26 protein-coding genes and 4 pseudogenes are annotated in these 21,079 nt (G+C 65.1%); 14 read left to right on the top strand and 16 right to left on the bottom strand.

The annotated features are described in order from the left end of the window. Nucleotides 1–122: 122 nt before the first annotated feature. Entirely contained in the window at nt 123–998 is an 876-nt protein-coding gene (locus tag ABI214_RS00195; RefSeq protein ID WP_348605202.1) for an SDR family NAD(P)-dependent oxidoreductase, read from the bottom strand. Nucleotides 999–1,056: 58 nt separating this feature from the next. Between ABI214_RS00195 and ABI214_RS00190 the strand changes: the two genes are divergently transcribed. Then, a complete protein-coding gene (locus ABI214_RS00190; RefSeq protein ID WP_348605201.1) occupies nt 1,057–1,734 on the top strand; it encodes a TetR family transcriptional regulator in 678 nt (225 codons plus the stop codon). Nucleotides 1,735–1,771: 37 nt separating this feature from the next. On the opposite strand, the gene ABI214_RS00185 is transcribed toward ABI214_RS00190, so the two are convergent. After that, the gene (locus tag ABI214_RS00185; protein WP_348605200.1) at nt 1,772–2,947 is read right to left on the bottom strand and encodes a cupin domain-containing protein; all 1,176 of its coding nucleotides are present in this window, start codon (nt 2,945–2,947) and stop codon (nt 1,772–1,774) included. Nucleotides 2,948–2,974: 27 nt separating this feature from the next. Here ABI214_RS00185 and ABI214_RS00180 point away from each other — a divergent pair, with 27 nt between their 5' ends. After that, complete coding sequence (locus ABI214_RS00180) at nt 2,975–3,661, top strand: hypothetical protein (RefSeq protein ID WP_348605199.1); 687 nt, start codon at nt 2,975–2,977, stop codon at nt 3,659–3,661. 12 nt (nt 3,662–3,673) lie between these two features. Here the strand turns inward: ABI214_RS00180 and ABI214_RS00175 are convergent, their stop codons facing one another. The 9 genes and pseudogenes from ABI214_RS00175 to ABI214_RS00140 all read right to left on the bottom strand — a co-directional run bounded on the left by ABI214_RS00175 (nt 3,674) and on the right by ABI214_RS00140 (nt 9,683). Then, nucleotides 3,674–5,050 (bottom strand): hypothetical protein, encoded by a 1,377-nt coding sequence (locus tag ABI214_RS00175; RefSeq protein WP_348605198.1) that lies wholly within the window; start codon nt 5,048–5,050, stop codon nt 3,674–3,676. A 146-nt stretch (nt 5,051–5,196) separates the two neighbouring features. Further along, nucleotides 5,197–5,676, bottom strand: coding sequence for a Dps family protein (locus ABI214_RS00170; protein WP_348605197.1), 480 nt, complete (start codon nt 5,674–5,676; stop codon nt 5,197–5,199). Nucleotides 5,677–5,727: 51 nt separating this feature from the next. Continuing rightward, nucleotides 5,728–6,366, bottom strand: coding sequence for an HD domain-containing protein (locus ABI214_RS00165; RefSeq protein WP_348612049.1), 639 nt, complete (start codon nt 6,364–6,366; stop codon nt 5,728–5,730). 154 nt (nt 6,367–6,520) lie between these two features. Then, nucleotides 6,521–7,538, bottom strand: a pseudogene (locus tag ABI214_RS00160) (GlxA family transcriptional regulator). Between the two features lie 38 nt (nt 7,539–7,576). Further along, nucleotides 7,577–7,999, bottom strand: coding sequence for a helix-turn-helix transcriptional regulator (locus tag ABI214_RS25405; RefSeq protein ID WP_408587403.1), 423 nt, complete (start codon nt 7,997–7,999; stop codon nt 7,577–7,579). 226 nt (nt 8,000–8,225) lie between these two features. After that, nucleotides 8,226–8,369, bottom strand: coding sequence for a hypothetical protein (locus tag ABI214_RS00155; RefSeq protein ID WP_348605196.1), 144 nt, complete (start codon nt 8,367–8,369; stop codon nt 8,226–8,228). A 99-nt stretch (nt 8,370–8,468) separates the two neighbouring features. Next, complete coding sequence (locus tag ABI214_RS00150; RefSeq protein WP_348605195.1) at nt 8,469–8,819, bottom strand: hypothetical protein; 351 nt, start codon at nt 8,817–8,819, stop codon at nt 8,469–8,471. 61 nt (nt 8,820–8,880) lie between these two features. After that, complete coding sequence (locus tag ABI214_RS00145) at nt 8,881–9,258, bottom strand: hypothetical protein (RefSeq protein ID WP_348605194.1); 378 nt, start codon at nt 9,256–9,258, stop codon at nt 8,881–8,883. A gap of 32 nt (nt 9,259–9,290) precedes the next feature. Next, a complete protein-coding gene (locus ABI214_RS00140; protein WP_348605193.1) occupies nt 9,291–9,683 on the bottom strand; it encodes a hypothetical protein in 393 nt (130 codons plus the stop codon). Between the two features lie 259 nt (nt 9,684–9,942). Between ABI214_RS00140 and ABI214_RS00135 the strand changes: the two are divergent. Both ABI214_RS00135 and metA read left to right on the top strand, forming a co-directional pair. Next, nucleotides 9,943–10,104: pseudogene (locus ABI214_RS00135) on the top strand (hypothetical protein); the annotation flags it as partial. Between the two features lie 117 nt (nt 10,105–10,221). After that, nucleotides 10,222–11,136: a homoserine O-acetyltransferase MetA gene (metA, locus tag ABI214_RS00130; protein ID WP_348605192.1), complete on the top strand. Its 915-nt coding sequence runs from the start codon at nt 10,222–10,224 to the stop codon at nt 11,134–11,136. Here the strand turns inward: metA and ABI214_RS25400 are convergent. The 4 genes from ABI214_RS25400 to ABI214_RS00115 form a co-directional block, all read right to left on the bottom strand. Beyond that, on the bottom strand, nt 11,117–11,767 hold the full coding sequence (locus ABI214_RS25400) for a recombinase family protein (protein WP_431357167.1): 651 nt from the start codon (nt 11,765–11,767) through the stop codon (nt 11,117–11,119). The genes metA and ABI214_RS25400 overlap by 20 nt on opposite strands. Nucleotides 11,768–12,029: 262 nt before the next feature. Continuing rightward, nucleotides 12,030–12,182 carry a nitroreductase/quinone reductase family protein gene (locus ABI214_RS25395; protein ID WP_408587475.1) on the bottom strand — a complete coding sequence of 51 codons (153 nt, stop codon included), beginning with the start codon at nt 12,180–12,182 and terminating at the stop codon, nt 12,030–12,032. Nucleotides 12,183–12,221: 39 nt separating this feature from the next. Further along, entirely contained in the window at nt 12,222–12,671 is a 450-nt protein-coding gene (locus ABI214_RS00120; RefSeq protein WP_348605191.1) for an SRPBCC family protein, read from the bottom strand. Between the two features lie 75 nt (nt 12,672–12,746). Beyond that, nucleotides 12,747–13,010, bottom strand: coding sequence for an acyl carrier protein (locus ABI214_RS00115; protein WP_348612046.1), 264 nt, complete (start codon nt 13,008–13,010; stop codon nt 12,747–12,749). Between the two features lie 215 nt (nt 13,011–13,225). Between ABI214_RS00115 and ABI214_RS00110 the strand changes: the two genes are divergently transcribed. After that, nucleotides 13,226–13,822: a TetR/AcrR family transcriptional regulator gene (locus ABI214_RS00110; RefSeq protein WP_348605190.1), complete on the top strand. Its 597-nt coding sequence runs from the start codon at nt 13,226–13,228 to the stop codon at nt 13,820–13,822. 762 nt (nt 13,823–14,584) lie between these two features. Here the strand turns inward: ABI214_RS00110 and ABI214_RS00105 are convergent. Next, complete coding sequence (locus ABI214_RS00105; RefSeq protein WP_348605189.1) at nt 14,585–14,962, bottom strand: hypothetical protein; 378 nt, start codon at nt 14,960–14,962, stop codon at nt 14,585–14,587. Nucleotides 14,963–15,554: 592 nt separating this feature from the next. Between ABI214_RS00105 and ABI214_RS00100 the strand changes: the two genes are divergently transcribed. The 9 genes and pseudogenes from ABI214_RS00100 (at nt 15,555) to ABI214_RS00065 (ending at nt 21,043) form a co-directional block, all read left to right on the top strand. Next, nucleotides 15,555–15,842: a hypothetical protein gene (locus ABI214_RS00100; RefSeq protein WP_348605188.1), complete on the top strand. Its 288-nt coding sequence runs from the start codon at nt 15,555–15,557 to the stop codon at nt 15,840–15,842. Further along, the gene (locus ABI214_RS00095; RefSeq protein WP_348605187.1) at nt 15,839–16,099 is read left to right on the top strand and encodes a hypothetical protein; all 261 of its coding nucleotides are present in this window, start codon (nt 15,839–15,841) and stop codon (nt 16,097–16,099) included. The genes ABI214_RS00100 and ABI214_RS00095 overlap by 4 nt, the downstream gene beginning before the upstream one ends. Beyond that, nucleotides 16,093–16,888 (top strand): annotated as a pseudogene (locus ABI214_RS00090) (metal-dependent hydrolase). Before ABI214_RS00095 ends, ABI214_RS00090 begins: the two are co-directional and overlap by 7 nt. A gap of 236 nt (nt 16,889–17,124) precedes the next feature. Beyond that, nucleotides 17,125–17,700 carry a pentapeptide repeat-containing protein gene (locus tag ABI214_RS00085; RefSeq protein ID WP_348605186.1) on the top strand — a complete coding sequence of 192 codons (576 nt, stop codon included), beginning with the start codon at nt 17,125–17,127 and terminating at the stop codon, nt 17,698–17,700. 135 nt (nt 17,701–17,835) lie between these two features. Continuing rightward, a pseudogene (locus tag ABI214_RS25390) lies at nt 17,836–18,066 on the top strand (nitroreductase/quinone reductase family protein); the annotation flags it as partial. Nucleotides 18,067–18,085: 19 nt separating this feature from the next. Beyond that, complete coding sequence (locus ABI214_RS00080) at nt 18,086–18,787, top strand: ArgK/MeaB family GTPase (RefSeq protein WP_348605185.1); 702 nt, start codon at nt 18,086–18,088, stop codon at nt 18,785–18,787. Nucleotides 18,788–18,989: 202 nt separating this feature from the next. Then, nucleotides 18,990–19,406 carry a hypothetical protein gene (locus ABI214_RS00075; RefSeq protein ID WP_348605184.1) on the top strand — a complete coding sequence of 139 codons (417 nt, stop codon included), beginning with the start codon at nt 18,990–18,992 and terminating at the stop codon, nt 19,404–19,406. Continuing rightward, entirely contained in the window at nt 19,396–19,965 is a 570-nt protein-coding gene (locus ABI214_RS00070) for a DUF4274 domain-containing protein (protein ID WP_348605183.1), read from the top strand. Before ABI214_RS00075 ends, ABI214_RS00070 begins: the two co-directional genes overlap by 11 nt. Nucleotides 19,966–20,035: 70 nt before the next feature. Continuing rightward, nucleotides 20,036–21,043: a YcxB family protein gene (locus ABI214_RS00065; protein ID WP_348605182.1), complete on the top strand. Its 1,008-nt coding sequence runs from the start codon at nt 20,036–20,038 to the stop codon at nt 21,041–21,043. The last annotated feature ends 36 nt before the right edge of the window (nt 21,044–21,079 follow it).

Below are 21,079 nucleotides of genomic sequence, written 5' to 3'. Positions count from 1 at the left end.
CTTTCGAGGTTCTGTCCCCCGAAGTCGGTACATCGCCCATAAGTTCGATCGGCCGCCGATCCGCGGCAGCCGAGGTCCCCGCACTCGAGCCCCATCCCAACGACCACGGTGACACGTCATGGTCACGGGAACTCGGGCGTCGCCGGCGGCAGCCCGACGGGGTAGGGCCGGCCGTAGTCGAGCGAGGTGCTCACGTTGGACCACCTGCTGGACTCGGCGATCTGGCTGAGTGAGTACTCGATCGCGGCCTGCGCCGCGCCGGCGCCGAGCACGAAGTGTGTCGGCAAGTGGCCGTCCTTGACCACGCGTACCAGGGTTTCTGCAGCGCGCTTCGGATCACCTGCCGTGGTCGCTTCGCTGCCCATGGTCTTCGCCATCGCACCAACCGTCGACTGGTAGTCCTCCGGGATCGATTGGATGTCCATCGACGCGCCTGCCCAGTCGGTGGCGAACCCGCCCGGTTCGACAACGACGTACTCGATACCGAGCGACGCTGTCTCGCTTGCCATTACACGGGTCAAGCCGTCCACGGCGAACTTCGCGGCCTGATAGGAGCCCAGGCCCGCTGTTCCACCGACTCGGCCGCCGATGGAGGAGAACTGGATGATGGTGCCGCCGCCCTGCTTCTTCAGCACCGCGATCGCGGCCTTCGAGACGTTGTACACACCCCAGAAGTTGGTCTCGAACTGCCGACGGAAGTCGTCTTCGGGAGCGGTCTCGACCGGCGCGATGTTCGCGTACCCGGCGTTGTTGACGACCACATCGACCTCGGCGAACTTCTCCACGGCCGCGTCGAACGCCGCGATTGCTTGTGCCGCGTCCGTGACGTCGAGCGCGACCGGAAGAATCCGATCACCGAATTGCTCGACGAGCGCCGTCAACTGTTCGGGCTTGCGCGCCGTCGCGACCACCCGTTCGCCGGCCTCGAGAGCCGCAGCGGTGAGCGCCCGGCCGAAGCCGCGCGAGGAACCTGTTATGAGCCATGTATGTGTGTCCATACATCTAGTACAACTCTGTTGCGTTAATAATGCAACGGGGGTGCGTAAGATTTTCGCTATGGGTACTGATCAGTTCCAGCGCGCACGGAGCCCTCAGGCGAAACTCCAGCGTGAACTCGCGATCCTCGAGGCCGCGCGCCGACTGGCCACCGAGAACAGCGTGCGCGAGGTCACGTTGACCGAGATTGCCGCTGTGGTCGGGATGCACAAATCTGCGATGCTGCGGTACTTCGAGACCCGCGAGGAGATCTTCCTGAGGATCGCCGGCACCGAGTGGCGCGACTGGTCCGACGAAGTCTGCTCGCGACTATCTGCCACCGAGGGGGCGGACGGGAGCTGGATCGCGGAGCTTCTTGTGACCACGCTTCTCGAGAGACCGATGTTCTGCGATCTGCTGGTGCAGGCTCCACTCAATCTGGAGAAGAACGTCTCGCTCGACAGCGTCCGCCAGTTCAAACTCCGCGCAATCGCGGCCAACCGCTCGGTCGCAGTCGAGCTGCAGCGGGTGGCCGGCTTGGATCTGTCCGCGGCGGTCGACGTCGTCACCGTTGCGACGAGCATGGCCGGCGCGTTGTGGCAGATGGCCGAGCCGGGGCCCCGGCTTCGCGAGTTCTACCGCAGTGACCCACAGCTGTCGCATGCCATCGTGGAAGTGGCACCGCGCCTTCGCCGTACGATCGAGGCCCTCGTCGCCGGGTTCCCGAGCACGGAGCCGCGCTGGTCGGCTGATGACTGAACGTCCGATGGCGACCGGGCGCGGGTGAATCATGCGCTCATTTCCGGACCTTCGACTGGTCGTACCAGATGACGGGCGCCGGGGTGTCGTCGAGCGGCAGCGACTCGACGAACTGCGCCGTAACGTCGAGGTGGTCGGCGACGACCTGCGCCGGGTTCGATGCGAGCCACTTGTTCGCCGAGATGTCCGAGTACTCGGGGTATTTGAACACCTCGACGAACACCAGCTTCTCGTCGCCGATGTTCTGAACATAGTGACCGGCGACGAGGGGGACGATGCCGACGTCGCCCGCCTGGAAGTCGAACGTACGGGACAGTCCGTTGGAGTTGAAGATCGACATCCGCGCCTTGCCCTGGATGTAGTACTGCCATTCGGCCGCTTTCGGATGCCAGTGCAATTCACGCATACCGCCCGGCTCCACCTCGACGAACGCCGCCGAGATCGTCTTCGCCGCCGGAAACACATTGACGTCGACTATGCGCACGCGGCCGGCCTCGGATTCGATGGGTTCGACGTCCTCTATGTGCAGACTGAAGGGCGAAGCCACCTTCCCTGCAGGCACCGGGCGGTCCACGTCCCCTATGGAACCCGGAAGCGACGCGTTGAAGATGTACTTGTCCGACTTCGGGAAGCTGCTGATCTCGCCCACTGTCTTCTTCAGATTCGCGGCGAGGACATCCTGCGGCGTATGGGCGAACCAGCCGGACAGCAGGAAGGTGAAGTTCTCGGAGAAGTCGGGATCACTGAACACGAGCAAGAACTCGACGCCGTCCTCGAGGCCCTGGATCGAGTGCGGGAGGCCGGCCTCGAAGTTCCACACGTCCCCCGCCTTCACGTCGTCGATGAACGAGCGTCCGTGCTCGTCGATCGCCGTCAAACGGCAACTGCCGACGAGAACCAGCCCCCATTCGGCTTCCTTGTGCCAGTGCAGTTCTCGATACGCACCCGGCGCGAGCGCCATGTTCACGCCGGCGACGTCGAGTGACGCAGGAATCTCGCGGTTGGTGACCTCGCGTGCCCAGCCACCCTCCTCCAGTCGCTGATGCGCGTCGGAGAACGAGAACTTCATGTTCGCCATCGTCCCGCTGTCGGTGGTCGGCGGGACGATGATGTCGGGGTTCTCGCGGTCACGCCAGATGTCGCGCGGGCCGAGATCCAGCCATCCCTTCCCATCACTTTCCCGAATCGGTTGCGGTGTCGATAGGTCGGTCACGATGTCCTCCTGACAACCAGGATCCGGGTGGGCGCAGAGACCGTGCTTCTCCTTTCCCGAGCCTACTGCGTGTTGAGGGACCACGAGTCGTCGAAGTTGGTGCAAGAGCGACATTTCGGCGTCCGGGCGCGTGGATCGTTATTCGAATGTCGGAGACACGATATGAGTCAGGCGATCCCCCACTTCGAGCCGAAGCTCCTCGCGGCGGCGCGCGACCATGCAGATTTCTCATCGAATTCCCGTCACGCCGCGGGTACCCTTGCCGCTGTGAGCGATCCGACTACGGGGTCAACCCAGCAGATCGGGGTGACGGCGTGGTCTGCACCGAACCCGTTCGGCGAGCCGACCGCGTTCGTCCTCGTTCACCCGACCGGTGCGATCGACGACGGAACGTTGTCCGACGTGATCGCGGACCTGGGGCTCAGACGCCTCGACGCGGACGGCGACATCCTCCCGATCGGCACCGACACGCTCTATGCGTCGCTGCGCGCGCAACGGGTCGAGCTGTGCACGGCGGACGGGGTGTGGTTGAACCGTCCGGTCACCGACGACTGGACCGGCAATGCCCTCGGCCGCCGTTACATCGTCCTCGCTGTCGGTACCGCGCAGCTCTCCGACGACGCCGATGCCGCCGCCATTTCGAAGTATCTCGGCGCGCGGGAGAACGTGTTCGCCGCACTCGTCAAGATCCGGGTACGTTTCGAACGAGGCTGACGCCCAAGGATTTCAGAGCGAGCGCCGCGACAGCGCACTCGATCCCACCAGCACCGCGTGCTCGAACGCGGCCAGCATCTCCGACCCGGGCACGGACGGCCTCGCGGTCGGAGCCGGATCGGGCAGCACCACCGTAGCGTCCGCCCGCCCGATCAACGCGGAGATGTCGCGTGCTGTGACAGCGAAGTCGAGCCCGTTAGGCACGTCGAATTCGCGCCTCGCCCCAACCTCTCGACGCGCATCCAGAACCATCACATCGACTGTCAGGATTCGCCGATCGCCTCCCTCGTAGACCTCGGCGTCACCATGGCTCCAGTGCCGCAGGACCGCTGTGGGCGCTGCCAGATCTGCCACCGCAGCCACCGACGACGTCGGTTCGGCGCTGGACTGGTCGGCTTCGAGCAGCGTCTCGAACACCGCGCGAACTCGTCGGGGTTCGGTGGCGCAGCCGAGCGTGATCCGCAGTCCGATGCGCTGCCGTGTTCGATTCGTCAGTTCCAACGCCGTATCGGTCAATCGGACATGGATGATGTCGGACGCACGCACCTCCGGGAGCGTCGCGGCACTGTCCGGCATACCGACGGTGGCTTCGACTGCGACCGCCCTCGCCACCGGCGGTTCGGAGGTCCGCCTCGATGCGAGCGAAGACTCGGGAAGCTCTTCCGGCAGGGCGAGCGTCACCCCGAGCGCCAATTCCACCATCGACGCGACCCGCTGCGCTACCGCCGCACCGTGGCGCGCGTGCGCGGCGTCGAAGACGAGAACGATGTCGGCATCGGGATGGTCGCCGACGACTTCGGAGGCGGTCAGATTTCCCGGCGACACCGGGAGGACGATCAGCGCCGGACGGGACGACAACGCGTGCAGCGCCCGCTCGGGGCGAGGCGCGGGCCGCTCCCGCCACCCGTTCACCGATGCGCGGGCGGCCGAGCGGGACGCAATCGCACTGTGAACGGCCGACCCCGATGTCCCGCAGCCGTTGAGATGCTCCACGCGGCGGCCCGTGGCTGCAGCGAGCGCGGCACCGAGATGAATTTCGTACGACGACACGGATCCGGCCGGGGACAGGACGGCGACCGGCCCCGGCCGGACAGGAATCGTGGCGGGGAGGATGACGACGGAGACCGCCGACGACGCGCCGGTCGAGGCGTCGAGCGCCACGGCGAGACGATCCGCGCCGTCCCGGCGCCATTCCCGCGCGCCTCCCCCTCGCCCGGCCACCGCGACCAGCGCGCCACCGGCAGAGGCCAGCCGGATCGCGCCGGCGATGCCCACGCCGTGGTGCGGGCTCACGCGCTCCTCCGCGAGGTGAAGTCCGAGGCCGCGTAAACGATCACGAACCGCCCCATCGAGCCGCGAGTCCGGGCCGGCAACGGCGGCAATGCTCACCGCGTCAGCCTAACCACGAACTCTCTCGAAAGTGCCGCCACGGCAGAAGACATACCTGGACGGGCGGTCTCCAGGCTGGTTACATCGGGCCGGCGAATGCGGTCGGCGCTCGCTGACGTCGAAGACGGTGCGATTGACGACGATGTTCACTTCACTGACCGGTTTTCCGAGCGGAGCATCCACGCTTGTTTCTCGAGCCCGTTGACGACTTGGTGCAGCAGGTCGGCAGTGGAGGGATCCTCGGCATCGACGTCGTCGTGGACCTCGCGCACCACGGCCGCCGTGTGGCGCAGCTGTTCGGTGACAAGGTCGACAACAGTCGCCGTGTTCTGCTCACCCGGCGGAAGCAGGGGCATGGTCGTGGCCGTTGCGACGGTCGTCGGACGGCCATCGGGTACGGCGTCCAGAGCGCGCATGCGTTCGGCGATGGTGTCGCCGGCTTCGCGGGCCAGTTCCACGATCTCGTCGAGTTGCAGATGAAGGTCCCGAAAGTTGTGGCCGACGACATTCCAGTGCGATTGTTTGGCGTTGAGCTGCAGCGCGATCAGATCGACCAGGACTCGCTGCAGGTGGCCGCTGAGCCGGGCCGACGCCTGGAAACCGATGGCGGTCTGCACGGTTGTCATGATCTTCTCCCCTAGTGTTCTCTGATACCGATACGCGGGCACCCGGCATGGTCATTCGGGCCAGGCGTTGTTCTCGATGATCTCGACGAAGTCCTTCCTTCTGAACGAGGGGTCGAAGTGCGCCAGAACATCGTCGTTCATGGTTCCGAACGTGGTGTCGGGACGATTGACCATGCCCTTGTAGAACGCATGCAGAATCTTGTTCTTGAAATCCGGCCGCGGATGGGCCGCAACGACTTCGGAACGCTGCGCGTCGGTGATCTCGTCGAGGTCGAGGCCGAGCACGTCGGTCTCCACACCCAGGGTCACCACCGCGACCTCCGGCGCGAGCCGCAGCGGGACCTCGGGCGTCGTGTGCAACGCGATCGCCAACCACACATTGCGAGCCTCCTGCTCGGACCGGCCGTGCTCGAGCAGGAACTTTCGGGCCGCCTCCGCACCGTCGAGTTCGAAGCGCTGATCTTTGGTGGCATAGGCCGACGTCAGGCCGAGATCGTGGAAGAGACCGCCCACATAGGCGAGTTCGAGATCGACATCGAGTCCGCGTGCGGCCGACTTCAACGCTCCCCAGAGAAACACTCGGCGCGAGTGGTTGAACAGGGTTTCGTCGGCCACATCCCGCACGAGCGAGGTGGCCTCTCGAACCAGGTCGGTGTCGGGAATGGGGATACCTGCAATGACTTCAGACATCGGGAGCCTCCGGAACTTGGGCGTCGGGTTGACTGCTTCCACTCTTCCGAACTGCACAGCTTCTGCCCACTGCGTCATCTGACGGCGACCCCACAGATCTGGACACGGGGACCGTCCGCGATCGCCGGTGCCCGGCCGACAACGCACACAGATTCTAGAAAGACGGGCTCACACCCGAACCGGGCCCGATCACGGGGATCGCGCCCCCGTTCCGCGCGCCGGTGGTGGAGAAGCGGTCACGATATTGACTCGGCGAGATACCAAGGCGAGCAACGAAGGTACGGCGCATGGTCTCGGAACTTCCGAATCCCGCGACTCGTGCGGACTCCGCGACGCCGTGGCCGGCGTCCAGGAGCGCCTTCGCATGATCCAGCCGCACCTGCTCGACGAATCGCGCCGGAGTGGTGTTCAGCTCGGCGGCGAACAACCTCGCCAGATGGCGCGGGCTGACACCGACCCGGGCCGCCAGGGAATGGGTGCTGTGATCGAGGGAAGGCTGTGCCGAGATCAAGTCGACGAGAGTACGGACAGTCAGCGTGCGGGCAGGCCGGACGTCGAGGGGCGCCGAGAACTGGGACTGTCCACCGGGCCTCTGCATGAACATGACCAGATTGCGCGCCACCTCACGCGCCAGATCCGGGCCGTGGTCCTGCTCGACGAGCGCCAGCGCCAGATCCATGCCGGCCGAGACGCCAGCGGAGGTGAAGACTCCTCCGTCTTCGACGAACAGGGCGTCGGGAAGCACCTCGATGTCCGGGTATCTTCGGGCCAACAGCCGTGCGTGCCGCCAATGAGTTGTCGCGCGCCGGCCTGACAACACCCCGGCCGCCGCCAGCGTGAACGAGCCCGTGCAGATCGATACCAGTCGACGCGCCCGCGGGCGGAGCCGGTGAACCATGGCGATCAGATCGGCGGGAACAGGAGCGCTGACCAGCACGTCGCCCCCCTGACACGACGACGGTGTCAGCAGTCGAATCGTCCGTGGCGGCCCCATCCACAGGCAGCCGGATCCCCGTCGACGTGAGAACTGGGTTCCCGGACGGCGACAGATAGCTGAGCGCGTAGTCGGCGCCGGACCTGTTTGCCTCGGCGAACACCTCCGCCGGTCCCCCGACATCCAGCAGTTTCGCGCCGTCGAACACCACGAAGACGACGTCTCGACCATGTGTCACGGTCTGTGCCTCTCGTTTCGATCGCTGAAACGAGTATGTCAGAAACTGTGGGAAGCACTCAGCGGTGGACAACGCGGTCGACTCGCCCGGTCGTCGGGGATCGTCGGTGCCCCATCCTGACGGTGACCCGCGGACGTCTCATAGTAGAAATGTGACATGCCCCGCCCCAAGGTCGCGGCGGGTGTTCGCCCGGTGAACCGACGGAACTCCCGGATGAAGTGATTCTGGTCGTCGAAACCGGCGTCGAGAGCCGTTGCCAGATATCGTGATTCGGCGTCCAGCAGAAGTGTCCGCGTGGCGTGCTGGAGACGCGTCAGCCGTTGGAACTCCTTGGGGCCGACCCCGACGGCGGCCGGAAAGCGGCGCTGCAACAGTCGCGCGCTGAGCCCGGCTTCCGCGGCGAGGCGGTCGATGCGAACGGCTCCGCAACGCCGGTACCCGGCCAGATCTCGGGCAGCCACGCTCCCGGTCCGGTCGTGCACCGAGCGACGCCCTCGACGTACGCGCCGAGGGCGTCGCTCGGCTGCGCGCGTCCGATGACCATCGCTCGGCCGTCACCGGCCGCCGGTTCGAGGCCCGGGCCGACCGCAGACGCGTGACATGGGGCCAGCCTAGGCAGGCGACGGCCTGGTCGTTCCGTCCGGCACGCCGCGCCTCCGGAGGACGGTTCCGGACGCCGAGGCCCGCCTAGAAGGGCTGTCCCAGCATCACTGCGATCAGCTGAAGCGGCATTGTCACGAATGCCGCCCCGACGAAGAGCGCAGATCGAAGCGGGTCACCGGCCAGGTACCCCTCGCTGATCCAGGCCAAGGCATCTGCTGCAGAACCCATGAGTCATCCCTCCCCTTCATGTGTGTTTCATCGAACCTATCGGTCACGAAAACCATCCCATTACAGATGCTTACGTCCTCGAGCTCGAATCGCCAGCGGTCAGGAACGTCGAGGACGCCAGACGCTGTAAACCGGCGGGCCGACTTCCCGGGCGTCGCCGGCGATGAGGGTGCCGTTCCGCTGCGCCTCGACGACGAGTTCATGGAAGTACTCGTTGAATGTGTTTGCGGCGCGTTCCAGCACCCCGCTCGGGTTGATCACGTAGTCGCCGCCGAACTCGAGCCGGTAATGGTTCGGGTACTCCCACGCGACACGGACGTAGGCGAGGCAGGCGCGAAACAACGGGGTTGACGTCGCCGTGGTGTCCGCGCCTGCACGGTGCATCTCCGCCATCAGGAAGGCCAGGTTCTCGGCAGCGACCGTACTGAGTAGGTCGTCTTTGCCCCCCATGCAGAGTCCATGGGGGCCTTCCTCGGAAGATGTCGGGCAGTCGTCGCCTACAAGCCGGGGATCATCCCCGGGTAGACGAAGACGTTTGACGCGGGGTTCGAAGCGAGGGAGCCGAAGGCTCCCATGCTGAATACGAGGTTGAGCTTGTGTGGTTTCCTGCCGGATCGGCCTGCCAACATGAGGTGTCGACCCGGTAGCCGGTGCACACGATCTTGGTGGTTCTCCCGTAGGGGGAGATGACTCGGGTCATGTTGTTCCTCGGATTCCAGAACTCGGGCTGATCAGGCATCAGCACATAGTCTGTCGCGACCTCCGGGCGAATGGCGTTGCCCTCGCCCGGATCGACCGGCCAAGCATCCTGGGCGTTGGCGACGCCTGAGCCGAGTGCCATGAGCCCGATGGCCAGCGCGCCGGCCCGGACGAGAAGTGAGCGCTTCATTCGATTCCCCCTTGAATAAACTTACGGTCCAGCTACACCCCGGGGAACATCCCCGGGTAGACGAAGACGGCTGTCGCAGGTGTCGTTGCGAGGGACCCGAAAACGGTCGTGTTGAAGAGTTCTTTGAGCTCGTGCGGGTTTCCGTCCCGATCGGCCTGCCAGCATGAGGTGTCGACGCGGTACCCGGTGCACACGATCTTGGTGGTTCTCCCGTACGGGGAGATGACACGGGCAATGCCGATTGCGGGATTCCAGAACTCGGGCTGATCGGGCATCAGCACGTAGTCCGTCCTGTCGACCGGGGCGCCGATACCACCCAGACCCGGATCGACCGGCCAGGCGTCCTCGGCGTTGGCGACGCCCGAGCCGAGTGCCATGAGTCCGATGGCCAGTGCGCCAGCTCGGACGAGAAGTGAGCGCTTCATTCAGATCTACCCCTGTGAAAAGAAACGGACGGTCCGTATATCCGTTGCGAGGGTCCGACGTTACTGGCGGCGGCCGGCCGGGAGACGTCTTCTCTACCGAGTCCGCGAACCCAAGGACCGTCTAACACGACACCGATTCCGATGGCCCGACCGTGTGACTTTCAGCGGTATGTGGCGCGGTTCGGATCGCTGAAAGTCGCAATCTCGAGCGGCAGATCGATACCTCACCGCGGCCGGCGTCGCCGAACACCGCAGCCAAGTCGATCGTAAGCCTGGGGCCACCACCGACCGCCCCGGCTTGACCGCGTTGCTCGTCTACGCCGACGGCGGTGACGTCATCGTGGTGCACACCCTCGACCCGCTCGGCCGGATCATTTTCGGCGGGCGTCCGCGAGGCACGCGGAGGTGCGTTCACGGATGAGGTTGCGTTCGATTATGCGGACAGATTGTCCTGCGACGCCGTTCTCGCGACGCGCCGCTTGAGCTATTGAAGCTCCGGTCCCTGTCGGTAACCGGAGGCGGACTAAGCTGCTGGGCGATGCCTGTCACTATGCCGCGCGATCTTCCCGCCAGGGCCATCCTGGAGGCGGAGCGAATCTTTGTCATGTCCGACGAGCGTGCTGGACACCAGGATATTCGCCCTATGCGGATCGCCATCTTGAATCTGATGCCGATGAAGGTCAGCACCGAGACGCAGCTGCTGCGATTGCTCAGCAATACTCCGCTACAGATCGAGATCACCCTGCTGCACATGGCCAGCCATGTCTCGCGTACCACCTCTGCAGAGCATCTCGAATCGTTCTACTCAACTTTCGATGACGTGGCCCATATGCACTTCGACGGCCTCATCATTACCGGGGCGCCGATCGAGAAACTCAACTTCGAGGACGTCGACTACTGGCCGGAGATGACCAAGATCCTTGACTGGACCCGCAGCGCCGTGCAGTCGACTCTGCACGTCTGCTGGGGTGCGCAGGCGGCCCTCTACCACCACTACGGTGTCCGCAAACACGAAGTCCCACAGAAACTCTCCGGTGTATTCCCCCATCGGATCACAGGCGCGCGGTCGCCGATCGTCACCGGGTTCGACGACGAGTTCCTAGCGCCGCACTCACGGCACACCGATGTCCACGCCGCCGACATCGAGGCCACCGGTGAGGTCGACGTGTTGGCGGTGAGCGAAGAGGCCGGCGTCTACTTGGCAGCCACCGCGGACGGCCGCCAGGTCTTCGTGACCGGTCACCCGGAATATGACGCGGACACCTTGGCACGTGAGTACCGCCGCGACAGCGAGCAAGGACTGCCGGTCCCAGCACCAGCGCATTACTTCCCCGGCGACGATCCCGCCGCCACCCCGCTCAACCGATGGCGCGGCCACGGGCACCTGCTGTATGCCAACTGGCTGAACTACTGCGTCTACCAGGAGACACCGTTCATTCCAGGCGAGGCCTGACCGGCTCAGCCAGCTCCGTCAACAATTCCGATATGCGCGTGGCTATCCGCTGGTGGCGTTCGGCGTCACGGTCCCACCTCGCCCTTGGGCGTTGGCGATGAACTGGTGCTCGATCGCGAGCCGGTGTCTGAGCTTCGGGGCGTAGTCGCTGGTGGTGGGGCACTTGGAGCAAGTGAGCATGAGATCGCACTCGCACGGCCCTTCGGCCGGAAGTCATAGGCAGTGGCCCAGTTCCCAGGTGCCATAGTCTTAGGCGTACGCGGTGACCGTGTTGGGGCGCTACTCGGCGCCAATCAAATGCGCGAGGTACCGGTTGATCGGCTCGACCTCGACACCGGGCAGAGCGGACAGTCGAGGCAGATTGAGGAAGTGTCCAGATAACAACGAACTCCGCGAGGGCACCGAAGATGGAGAAGATGAGCTTGCCTCCGGCGGTCGTGGTGTCGATCGACTCTGTCACCGACCGGAACCCGATCCCGCGTCCCTCGAGATCGGTCACCACCTGAAGCAGGTGCGGCAGGGAGCGACCCAAGCGGTCGAGCGGCCACGCCACCAATGTGTCACCGAACCCTTGGGAATTGCATCTGGTGAGTGAATCGTGGCTGGTCGCCTGATAACCGCCCTCTGAAATGCGTGAATCGAGCGGCCCGAGGATCGGGTCTGACCTGCATCACCTGCCTAGAGATCCCGTTAGGTGCATGATTTCAGCACTTGACGGCTGACCTCCTCGGTGATTCGTCGCGAGGGCATGCGAGCGGGAAGCCGAGCGAGGACCGGACGGGCAAGGTCCAGATCGACGTTCGTCCCGTCGGCGTTCGGGAGATACAGGCGATTCGCCGGATGGCGCACACAGCCCGGACTGCTCTGCCCGAACCATGCCTGACCCCTGACAATCAGTATTCGAGGTAGATGACGGGTGCGATTCGAGGGATTCCGGTCTTGCGTCCACGAACCGTCAACAGGAGAACGGGCAGTTCTACTGACCTCACACCGAAGCAACCATCTGATATCCGGTACAAGGCGACGGTCGCACGGTTGCGAAACACCAAGGCGGTCTGCGAATCCTGATCTCCAACCGTCGATCCTCATGTTTCAATACGGTCAAGCACTTCTCCGAGTCGCGACAAGACCACTTTCCAGTTGCGCTCCATGGCGTTACGCACCATCTTCTGTCGGCGATCATTGATGTCAAAACCTGTTTGCATCAACAGAAGTCGCGTACCACGGCCGTGCGGCTGGACCATCCAGTCAACAACCCATCGCGCAGGATTCTCAGCCCGCAGGTCCACCCAACTGAAGATCAACCGCTCACCCGGCCGGACCGCCAGAACTTTGCATGAGATGTCGCCAACCGGCTGAATAGGTATTACGAATGTGAATTGCGCCCCCGCAGACGCAACGAACCCGATTGAAGGCATCAACCATCGCTCGAGCAGGTGCGGCTCCGTCAGAGCCCGCCAAACGACGTCCGGCAAATGCGGGAAGAAGCTTCCAAGTTCGACCGCAGCAGGGTTCATCGCTACATCAGCTATCACTGGCACACCCTCTCGACCGAATCCAATCTGAAACCAACAGTATTCCGCGACGGATCGCCCGGGTATCGAGCCCGACTACTCGACCCGACCCTCTCTGACCTTCGCCTTCAGCTCCGTCGCAAGCTCAGCGTTCTCCGCTTCCATCTTCTGGACGTAGGCCACTGCGTCACCAACGGTCCTGAGTCCTTGCATATCCTCGTCCGGGATCTTGACGCCGTGCGTGTCCTCGAGCCGCACGGCGACGTCCACCAGTGACAGCGAGTCGATGTCCAAGTCGTCGACGAACGACTTCTCGATCGTCACCTCGGAAGGCTTGATGCCGGTCACCTCCTCGACGATCTAAGCAATACCAGCGACAATTTCCTTCTGGGCGGTAGCAATGAATCCCCCTGCGTTGCATCCGAAGTTGGTCGTAGCCGGATCAGCCAGTCCCGTCCGGCTGGATTCGGCAATCCGCCCGGACGTCCCCCCAGCGAGCCGGATATCGCCCCACGTTGACGACGTCAACCTAGTGCGGCTTGTTGACGGCGTCAACCGCGTCCTATCCTTCGGAGATGCAGGAACAGACCCGGGACACCCGTCGTGCCCTGATCGCGGCGGCCGGCGACCTCTTGGCGCAGGGCGGGCCCGCGCACGTCACCCTGCGCGCGGTCGGCGCGGCCGCCGACGTGTCGCGGACGGCGCCGTACCGCCACTTCCAGGACAAGAACGATCTCCTCAGCACCGTGGCCGCCGAGGCCCTGACCGCCCTGAAGGAAGAGATGCAGCGCGCCGCCGCGGACGCCACGACGGCCACCACGCCGCTCTTTCGGGCCTGCCTGGCGTACGTCCGCGTCGCCTGGGAGTACCCGAACCACTACCGGCTCGAGTTCGGCGACGACTACACGATCAACCCGAGCCGGGTGCTCGTCGACGCCGCCGTCGACTTCAACAGCTACTTCAACGAACTCGTCGTCGAGGCGCAGCGGAGCGACACCCTCATCGCCGGCGACATCAGGGATGTCGGCCCACTGCTCTGGGTCCTGCTGCACGGGATGGCGATGTCCAACCACCTGGTCGCCGACCGTGGGTGCGAACCCGGGACGGGCTACGACGCCGAAGACATGTCGCGTGTCCTCGCCCTGGCCCTCCGAAATCTGGCCCCACACTGAGCCTTAACTTGCCGAATACGGATCAAGCCCAGGATGGCTCCAAGGGAAGCTCAGGCCTGCCTTCATTCGGAGGGTTTCAATACCTGACTGTCCGATTAGACCGCAGATGCGAGAGCAGGTTGACCAGTTGCGGGCGCGCGGTGGTGGCACCGCTCGCTGTCGCGGTCTAGATCCGAGAACACCCGGCGGCACTGAGTGCGTCACTCTGTCGATAGAGGGTCTGGTCGGCGGTCGAGACCCTCGCTGTCGAGATGCAACGCAGATTAGCGACGGGCCGGACAGATTGACTGCCGCCCACGACTTGCGCGGGTCGAGGCGGGCGGCGACCCCACCGCCCGCCTCGCCGATCTACATGCCATTGCTGACGATGAGCCAGGGCTCGCTGTCGCTGTGACGGGCCAGAATGTACGACCACGTCTTGTGCCCGTCCGGCATCGACGCATCCACACCGGTGACGTCGAACCGGGCACAACCACGGTCTGCTCATACCCCTCCGCGGCGGTCCCCCAGGTCGACATCGGCTCTGGTTGGTCGACAATCAAATTCGCCAGATGCGGGCGCTGCCCTGAGCGTTCGTCGAACCATCCCTCGATCCCAACCCCGTACATCCCTGCGGCGAGTTTGCGGCCCGACGCCGTCACGCGGTGCCGGGCCGCTAACTGGCAGGGTCCGAGGGATCACCAATCGCCAACGGCCCTGGTGCGCATGGCCTGCCTCGTCGCCAACGACAGCTGAAAGACCTTCGCCGAGTGCACGGTCACGTCAGGGGACGATCACGTCTGTCGTGACCGGAATGCTCGGGTGGTCGGTCCGCATGGTGAGCCGCACTGGTCCCGGGCCAGTATCGACATTCACGTACATCGGGTGGGTGCTCGTGTTGGCCGCGGGTACGTAGCGACTGATTGTGCCGCTCTGACCGGTGTCGAGGTTCTGCCAATCGATGATCGCAGTCACGTCGCAAGCCAGGGTGGTCGACGCCCACTCGCCCAGCGGTGAGAAGCCCTGCGAAATACGCAGTTCAACGGAGTGGACAGCGCCCGGCGCGGAGGAGTACTCCCACAGTGGTCCGTCGAACGCATTGCCGGAGGCACTCAGCATGCCGGCGCAGATGCCGTTTCCAAGTGTCCACACCGGCGCCATTCCGACATCTGTCATCGCGCACGTTCGGGGTCCTACGTTCGACCACCCGAGTTGGCAAGGATCGGCGGCGCTGGCTACGCCCGGCGCCGCAACTACCATGGCGGCGCCCATGAGCCCGGCGGCCGCGGCTGAAGCAATTCGATGTGAAGTTCTCATTGCCGCAGCATTGCACGATATGGCGTGCTTATCACGGCACCCGCGGGCCGGGCGGATACGACCGCGCACGTCCGATCGATCAAGTCGGCATCGTGAACACCTCGGTGTCCCAGACGGTTTCCGCGGTTGACCTGGCCGATTCTCATCGCCACTGGTCGGGACGAACCCGGTTCGTAGCGTGACGGGACAGCCCGACACCTCAGCAGGAGAACCTCACTATGATCGACCACGCTCCCTCGCCTCGAGGCGAGGTTTGGATCGTTGACCCGCCCGGCATCCGGTTCACCGGGCTCCAATGGCACGTACCCGATGCCGGCCCGGGGGCAGCCGTTCCACGTCTCGCGCGCACCGTCGCCGACGAGGTGCGCGTGCGGAACGCGGCCACCGCGCGATCGGTGGCTGACGCTGTGGCAGGGGTGCTCTGATGGCCGGGCCCGTGAAGAAGAAGCCGAAAGACGGGATCGTGTCCCGGATCCTGTTCTTCGTGGTCGTGATCGGCGTTCTCCTCGGTGTGATCCAGTACCTGACCGGGGGGATTAAGTTCGGTGAGGACGGCTGGTTCAGCAACTACCGCGACAAGGTGAGCAGCATCGCCGAAGACGGCAGCGGTCAGGTCGCCGACAAGATCGAATCAGTGACCGATGGCGTCGGCGGGCAGATCGGGGACCAGGTCCCTGACAAGTACCGCCCCACGGAGACGCCCGGGACGGGTGGTGGACAGTGAAGATCATCAAGTACGCGGCCATCGGGATCGTCGTCCTCGGCGTGTTCCGCGGCTACGTGAACTGGGCCGACACCGAGGGCGTCGACTCCTCGAATGTCATCAGGGTGTTCGCGACATCGGTCAACACCATCGCCGACCTCACCTACCGATGGATCCCCGTGGTCATCAACACGGTTACCGGCGGCGGAAACACCGGCGGCGGACAAACACCCGCAGCCGATGCCGCAGCCTTGATCGGTGGTGGTTCGGCATGGTGAAGGGGCCAACGCACGCGATGTCCGGGGCTGCTGTCGGGTTGGCGGCCGCCGCGATCATGCCGGCCGAGTGGGGTGGACCGACGTCGCTCGCGGAGACACTCGAATGGGCCGGAGTGTGTGCTGGCGCAGCGCTGCTCCCGGATCTCGACCATCCGCAGTCGGCGGTCGCGCGGTCGTTCGGTGTGGCCTCCCAGATCGCATCGGAGGGCATCAACGCTGGCTCGTCGGCGTTCTACGGGCTGGCCAGGATAGCGAAGGACGGTGCGCGCGACGGCGGTCATCGAACCCTCACGCACACACTCGGGTTCGCGATCCTTCTCGGTGTCGGTGTTTCCGCGCTGGTGGCCGCGTTCGGGAAGCCCGCGATCATCGGGACACTGTTCTTCACGCTCGGGCTCGCGATCCGCGGGCTGGCCGGCGACTGGTCGAAGAAGCAGGGGTGGCTGGCGGTGACTCTCGCGGCCGCGCTGCTGGCGGTTCTCGCGTGGCAGGCGTTCTCCTGCGGAGACCGGGTCGGTGAGCCTCGGTGTCGCAGTCGCGCTCGGCTGCGTCACGCACTGCCTCGGCGACGCGATCACGAAGGAAGCGATTCCGTTTCTGGCGCCGTTCGTGACGATCCGTGGGAAACGGTGGTGGGAGTTCACATTGCCGTCGATGATCCGCATCCGCGCGAACGGACCGTTCGAAAAGGTCGTGCTGTTGCCCGCTCTGACGGTCGCGACGATCGCGCTGCTGGTGTTCGGTCCGGGCGCCGATCTGATCACAACGACCACGGCGGCCGCGCCGTAGCCGCCGCCCACGGAGAACGAAGAAGCGGAGCCACCGGATGGTGGCTCCCCTTCTTGCCAGGCGGCGTGCTCGCGGCGTGCTGCTCGGCGTTCCCGACGGTTCGCGCCCGTGTCCCGGGTCCTTTCATACATTTCCAGCGGATAGAAGGACGTTGACGCTGTCAACAAACCGATGCTAGGTTGACGCCGTCAACATGATGGCGGTTCTCGGCCACATTCGTCCTACACGGGGGCTCAATGGCATTGACATCGCAGGCGAATCCGGCCGACCTACTCCGCTCGGATCTCGTGGCCTGGAATTCCTCACGGACCGTTCACGACTCTGGGAGCGTCAGCCTCGCCGACACCGATCTGACAGGCACGAATCTGGCGGGGGCAAACCTGGCGGGCGTCGACCTCACCGGTGCCGACCTGTCGGGAGCCGACCTCACAGACGCCACCCTCTCGGGTGCAAATCTGACCTCTGCCGAGTTCGTCGGCGCAGACCTGGCTCGGGCCGATCTCACCGGCGCGGTCGCACACGACGCGAACTTCACCGGCGCGTTTCTCACCCGCGCCGACCTGCGGGATGCCGACCTCACGATGGCTTATCTGACATCAACCTTCCTCGGGCACGCGAATCTCGCCGCGGCTGACCTCTCCGGCGCGTACATGACCGGCGCATACCTCGGCGATGCCGACCTGACCGGCGCCATCTTGATCGGCACCTATCTAGGCAAGGCCAATCTGACCGGGGCGAACATCACCGCTGCTGTCCTGGACGGTGCCGATCTCACCGATGTCACCATGCCGGACGGCACCGTGGCCGACTGACCGACGGTGGTCGGCAAAGCCACGAAGGCAGGCCGGCTGTTCCAGTTATCCACTCGGCGAACGCCTCACCGCCGAGCGGCGAGGCTCGAAGGGAGGTTGGGAGAGCCGTGGGCGCATCACCTCTCCCGACAACGGATGCGTCCGATATCGAAGACCACATTGGCATTTCGCAACCGCGCGACCGTCGCCCTGTACCAACTGTCGGGCGGTCGCCTCGGTGGGAGGTCGGTGGGACTACCCGTACTTCTGCTGACGGTGCCCGGACGCAAAACCGGGATTCTGCGAACGACACCGATCATCTACCTCGAGCACGACGATTCGTACGTTGTTGTGGCTTCCTCGTTCGGCGCGAAGTCAGACCCCGATTGGGCAAGGAATTGGTGCCATGGTCACCGTCCTCCGGCGATCCGGGGCCCGTGTCGCGGTGCTCGCGGTCGACCCATCCAGCCCGGTGTCCGGGGGTGCCGTCCTCGGCGATCGAACCAGGATGGGGATGCACACATGCGACCCCGGCGTATTCATCCGCTCGATCGCATCGCGCGGGTACGTGGGCGGTCTGACCCGCGCCGTCCCCGGTCTGATCGACGCCGTCGACGCCGCCGGTTGGGACGTCGTGCTCCTCGAGACGGTCGGAAGCGGGCAGTCCGACATCGAGATCACCGAGTTCGCCGACGTCGCCGTCCTGGTCTCCGTGCCGGGCCTCGGTGACGACCTCCAAGCGATCAAGTCCGGGGTTCTCGAGCTCGCGGATGTCCTGGTCGTGAACAAGGCCGATCTGCCGGGGGCGGACAACACGGCGCGGCAGCTCGAGCGGATGCTCCGCCTGCGTCGGGCCGACGCCGTCCGCCCGACGGTGATCCGTACGAGCGCCGAACACGGAACGGGTGTAGACGATCTCGTCGCCGCCGTCGGCAAGGCCACACGCGCAGTTGGACCCGTGCGCCGACTGCGCCGGGAGCTCGTCCGCGAGGCGGAGCTGACGTTCGTGCGAAGGCTACGGGAGCAATCGCTCGACGAGGCGTGCACGGCAGTGTTCACCGGAGCCCGGGAGTTCGAGGACGTCGTCGCCGAGTTGACACGATCCTGACCAGGGTCGCTCGGCCACACAGCCTGCGGGAGCACCATTCCCATCGCCGACGACGAGGTGCCCGCTGCGCTGGGTCGCGCGTGCAGTGGCGCCCCACAGTGGGGTCGGTGCCGATTCCTCGATGAGTCGATCCGTCACGTCATACATGGCGTTGTCCCCCAGGACTTTCAGGACTCACGAGTTCCCTTACACTGGTCTGGTAATGAAATTCACCGGGGGGACGACGGTGCGTCCGAGGGCCGCCGCGATCGATGAGTCGATTGGCCCGCCATTCGAGAAGCGGATCGCCGAGATGCCGCTGCGCGAGTTCAGCGTGCGGGCGCTCGTCGCGTGGGCGGGCACCACACGGGATGCGTTCTACCGTCGATATGCCGACATGACGTACGCCGTCGATCAGATCCACGCGCCCATGCTGTTCCGCGCCGCGCTGCCCGAGCACTACGCGAGCGGCACCCCGCCCACGGCCGGGGAACTGCAGGAATCCAAAAGGCTCCTACGGGCCTTGAAATCCGGCAACGGGGATGACGAGCAGGTGGATCGCCTGAGCGAGCTCGCGGTCGCGTGGGCCGCATTGAACCCGATGCGGATTCCACTGGGGAAGGTTGACTATGAGCGTTGACTTCGACGACCTGGAGCTGCGTCTGATGCGCGAGTTCCTCGAGAGCGCGTCGTCGACCGAGTGGATGGTGGCGGCGCTCATGATGAACTACGACGGCAAATCCGAGCTGATTGCGTGGATGGCCGCACATCCGCGACTCGACAGGGCCACCGCGTCCGCCCTGTTCTGGTACTCCCAGCCCGGTTACTACCAGAGGTTCCGCGGCGAGGCCGATGTCCCGCCGGTCAATCGCGCGGGATGGAGGAACCTGCGTGCCTTGCGGGACCGGGTCGCCTCCGGCACGGTGGCGGTAGCCGGCGCGTCGTTCGACCCGGCGAACGATAGCTCGAAGCCGACCGGGAATCCTAATCACCCCGGCCAGGACTGGACGGCTGAAGCGCTTGGCGCACAAGATGATCCGGGATGGCTGATCCCTCCCTTGATGTTCGAATCCGTCACCGGAGACGACGTCGACATCCGTGGATACGCGGAGGCCAACGGATGGGTCGAGGGGATGCCGCCCACCGTGCTCGAAGAACTCGAAGCTGCATGGCTGAACGAAGGTGAAGACGACGAATGATGACCGGCAATCCATCTCGCCGACCTGCGGAACGTGGCGAATCTTGCCCAGGCCGGAAGGTTGGCGCGGTATGAGTAGCTACGAGGAGGTCGAGAACTCCGTTCGTGAGTGCGCAACCCACGCTACGGTCCAGGCGCAGGTCGACTTCGGGATCGCGGTCACGCGGGAGCTCCTCACAGCGGATGGCGTGGCAGCGGCAGCGGCAGCAGAACTGACGGAGGCCGGAGCACGCGCCGTCGGCGCGGCGGCCGACGGAGCGGGTACGGCGTCTGCCGAGCAGCTTCGGGCGTGGATCGCGCAGATCGACGAGGGCGATCTGTCGGACGGCGACATGGATCCGGATCTCCTGCGCGCGATCACCGCGCTGGAGGCGTGGGTCGGCTATCGGGAGGAACGCTCGTCGGAGCGGATCGCCGCACTCGGCATCGCTCTGCTCGAGCAGGCGGACTTCCGCGCGAGTGGGGCGCCGTTGGATGACTTCCTTTCGACGCCGGAGACTCGCCAGGCGTTCGATCGGATTCGTGTGGCGCTCACCGAGCCGGCGAGCCACGGAAGCGAGCCGCAGTCCGTGTTCGAGAACAGCATCACGATCGATGCTGCCGACAGGTCGGCTGTCCGGCGGGCGTTTGTCGAAGCGGCGGTGTCGCGTCGCCTGCGGATCGCCGGCATGCTTGCGCTCCCGATCGCGCTGGTCGTCGGCATCGTGTTGGCGGTGTCGGGTCGTCCCATCGGGATGTTCGCATTCGGGGTGATCGCGGCCCTCACACTGCTGCTCGCCGTCTTCGTGGTCATCCTTCGCCGCGTCGCCGCGAAGGCCGTCGACGACGGCATGAGTGTCGGATCGCGACTCACAGTTCGGATCGATGCGGATGGTCTGGGGTTGGACGGCAAGTTCGGCTCGTCGCGTGCGCCGTGGAATTCGCTCTCCGGAGCGCTGCGCATCAAGGACGCCATCGTGTTTCGGAACATCGCGGGCAAGGCGGCGTTCTTCGCGCCAGGTCGCGCACTCGACGACGGTGCACTTGCGCTGGTCGAGAAGTACATCGATCAGGATCGGACAAGGACCGGGGATGAGTGACGAGGGTCGCGATCCGGCGTGGCGTGATGAACAGGA

This window comes from Prescottella soli (assembly GCF_040024445.1).
Taxonomy (GTDB): Bacteria; Actinomycetota; Actinomycetes; order Mycobacteriales; family Mycobacteriaceae; genus Prescottella; species Prescottella soli.
Note: the sequence above shows the minus strand (reverse complement) of the source record. Positions and strands in the feature narration are given on the sequence as shown.

Bases quoted from the DNA above. Each gene is read 5' to 3' on its own strand.
- ABI214_RS00195 (WP_348605202.1), bottom strand. From the start codon at position 998: ATGGACACACATACATGGCTCATAACAGGTTCCTCGCGCGGCTTCGGC.
- ABI214_RS00190 (WP_348605201.1), top strand. From the start codon at position 1,057: ATGGGTACTGATCAGTTCCAGCGCGCACGGAGCCCTCAGGCGAAACTC.
- ABI214_RS00170 (WP_348605197.1), bottom strand. From the start codon at position 5,676: ATGACAACCGTGCAGACCGCCATCGGTTTCCAGGCGTCGGCCCGGCTC.
- ABI214_RS00165 (WP_348612049.1), bottom strand. From the start codon at position 6,366: ATGTCTGAAGTCATTGCAGGTATCCCCATTCCCGACACCGACCTGGTT.
- ABI214_RS00155 (WP_348605196.1), bottom strand. From the start codon at position 8,369: ATGGGTTCTGCAGCAGATGCCTTGGCCTGGATCAGCGAGGGGTACCTG.
- ABI214_RS00150 (WP_348605195.1), bottom strand. From the start codon at position 8,819: ATGGGGGGCAAAGACGACCTACTCAGTACGGTCGCTGCCGAGAACCTG.
- ABI214_RS00145 (WP_348605194.1), bottom strand. From the start codon at position 9,258: ATGAAGCGCTCACTTCTCGTCCGGGCCGGCGCGCTGGCCATCGGGCTC.
- ABI214_RS00140 (WP_348605193.1), bottom strand. From the start codon at position 9,683: ATGAAGCGCTCACTTCTCGTCCGAGCTGGCGCACTGGCCATCGGACTC.
- metA (WP_348605192.1), top strand. From the start codon at position 10,222: ATGCCTGTCACTATGCCGCGCGATCTTCCCGCCAGGGCCATCCTGGAG.
- ABI214_RS00110 (WP_348605190.1), top strand. From the start codon at position 13,226: ATGCAGGAACAGACCCGGGACACCCGTCGTGCCCTGATCGCGGCGGCC.
- ABI214_RS00105 (WP_348605189.1), bottom strand. From the start codon at position 14,962: ATGGCGCCGGTGTGGACACTTGGAAACGGCATCTGCGCCGGCATGCTG.
- ABI214_RS00085 (WP_348605186.1), top strand. From the start codon at position 17,125: ATGGCATTGACATCGCAGGCGAATCCGGCCGACCTACTCCGCTCGGAT.
- ABI214_RS00080 (WP_348605185.1), top strand. From the start codon at position 18,086: ATGGTCACCGTCCTCCGGCGATCCGGGGCCCGTGTCGCGGTGCTCGCG.
- ABI214_RS00075 (WP_348605184.1), top strand. From the start codon at position 18,990: ATGAAATTCACCGGGGGGACGACGGTGCGTCCGAGGGCCGCCGCGATC.
- ABI214_RS00070 (WP_348605183.1), top strand. From the start codon at position 19,396: ATGAGCGTTGACTTCGACGACCTGGAGCTGCGTCTGATGCGCGAGTTC.
- ABI214_RS00065 (WP_348605182.1), top strand. From the start codon at position 20,036: ATGAGTAGCTACGAGGAGGTCGAGAACTCCGTTCGTGAGTGCGCAACC.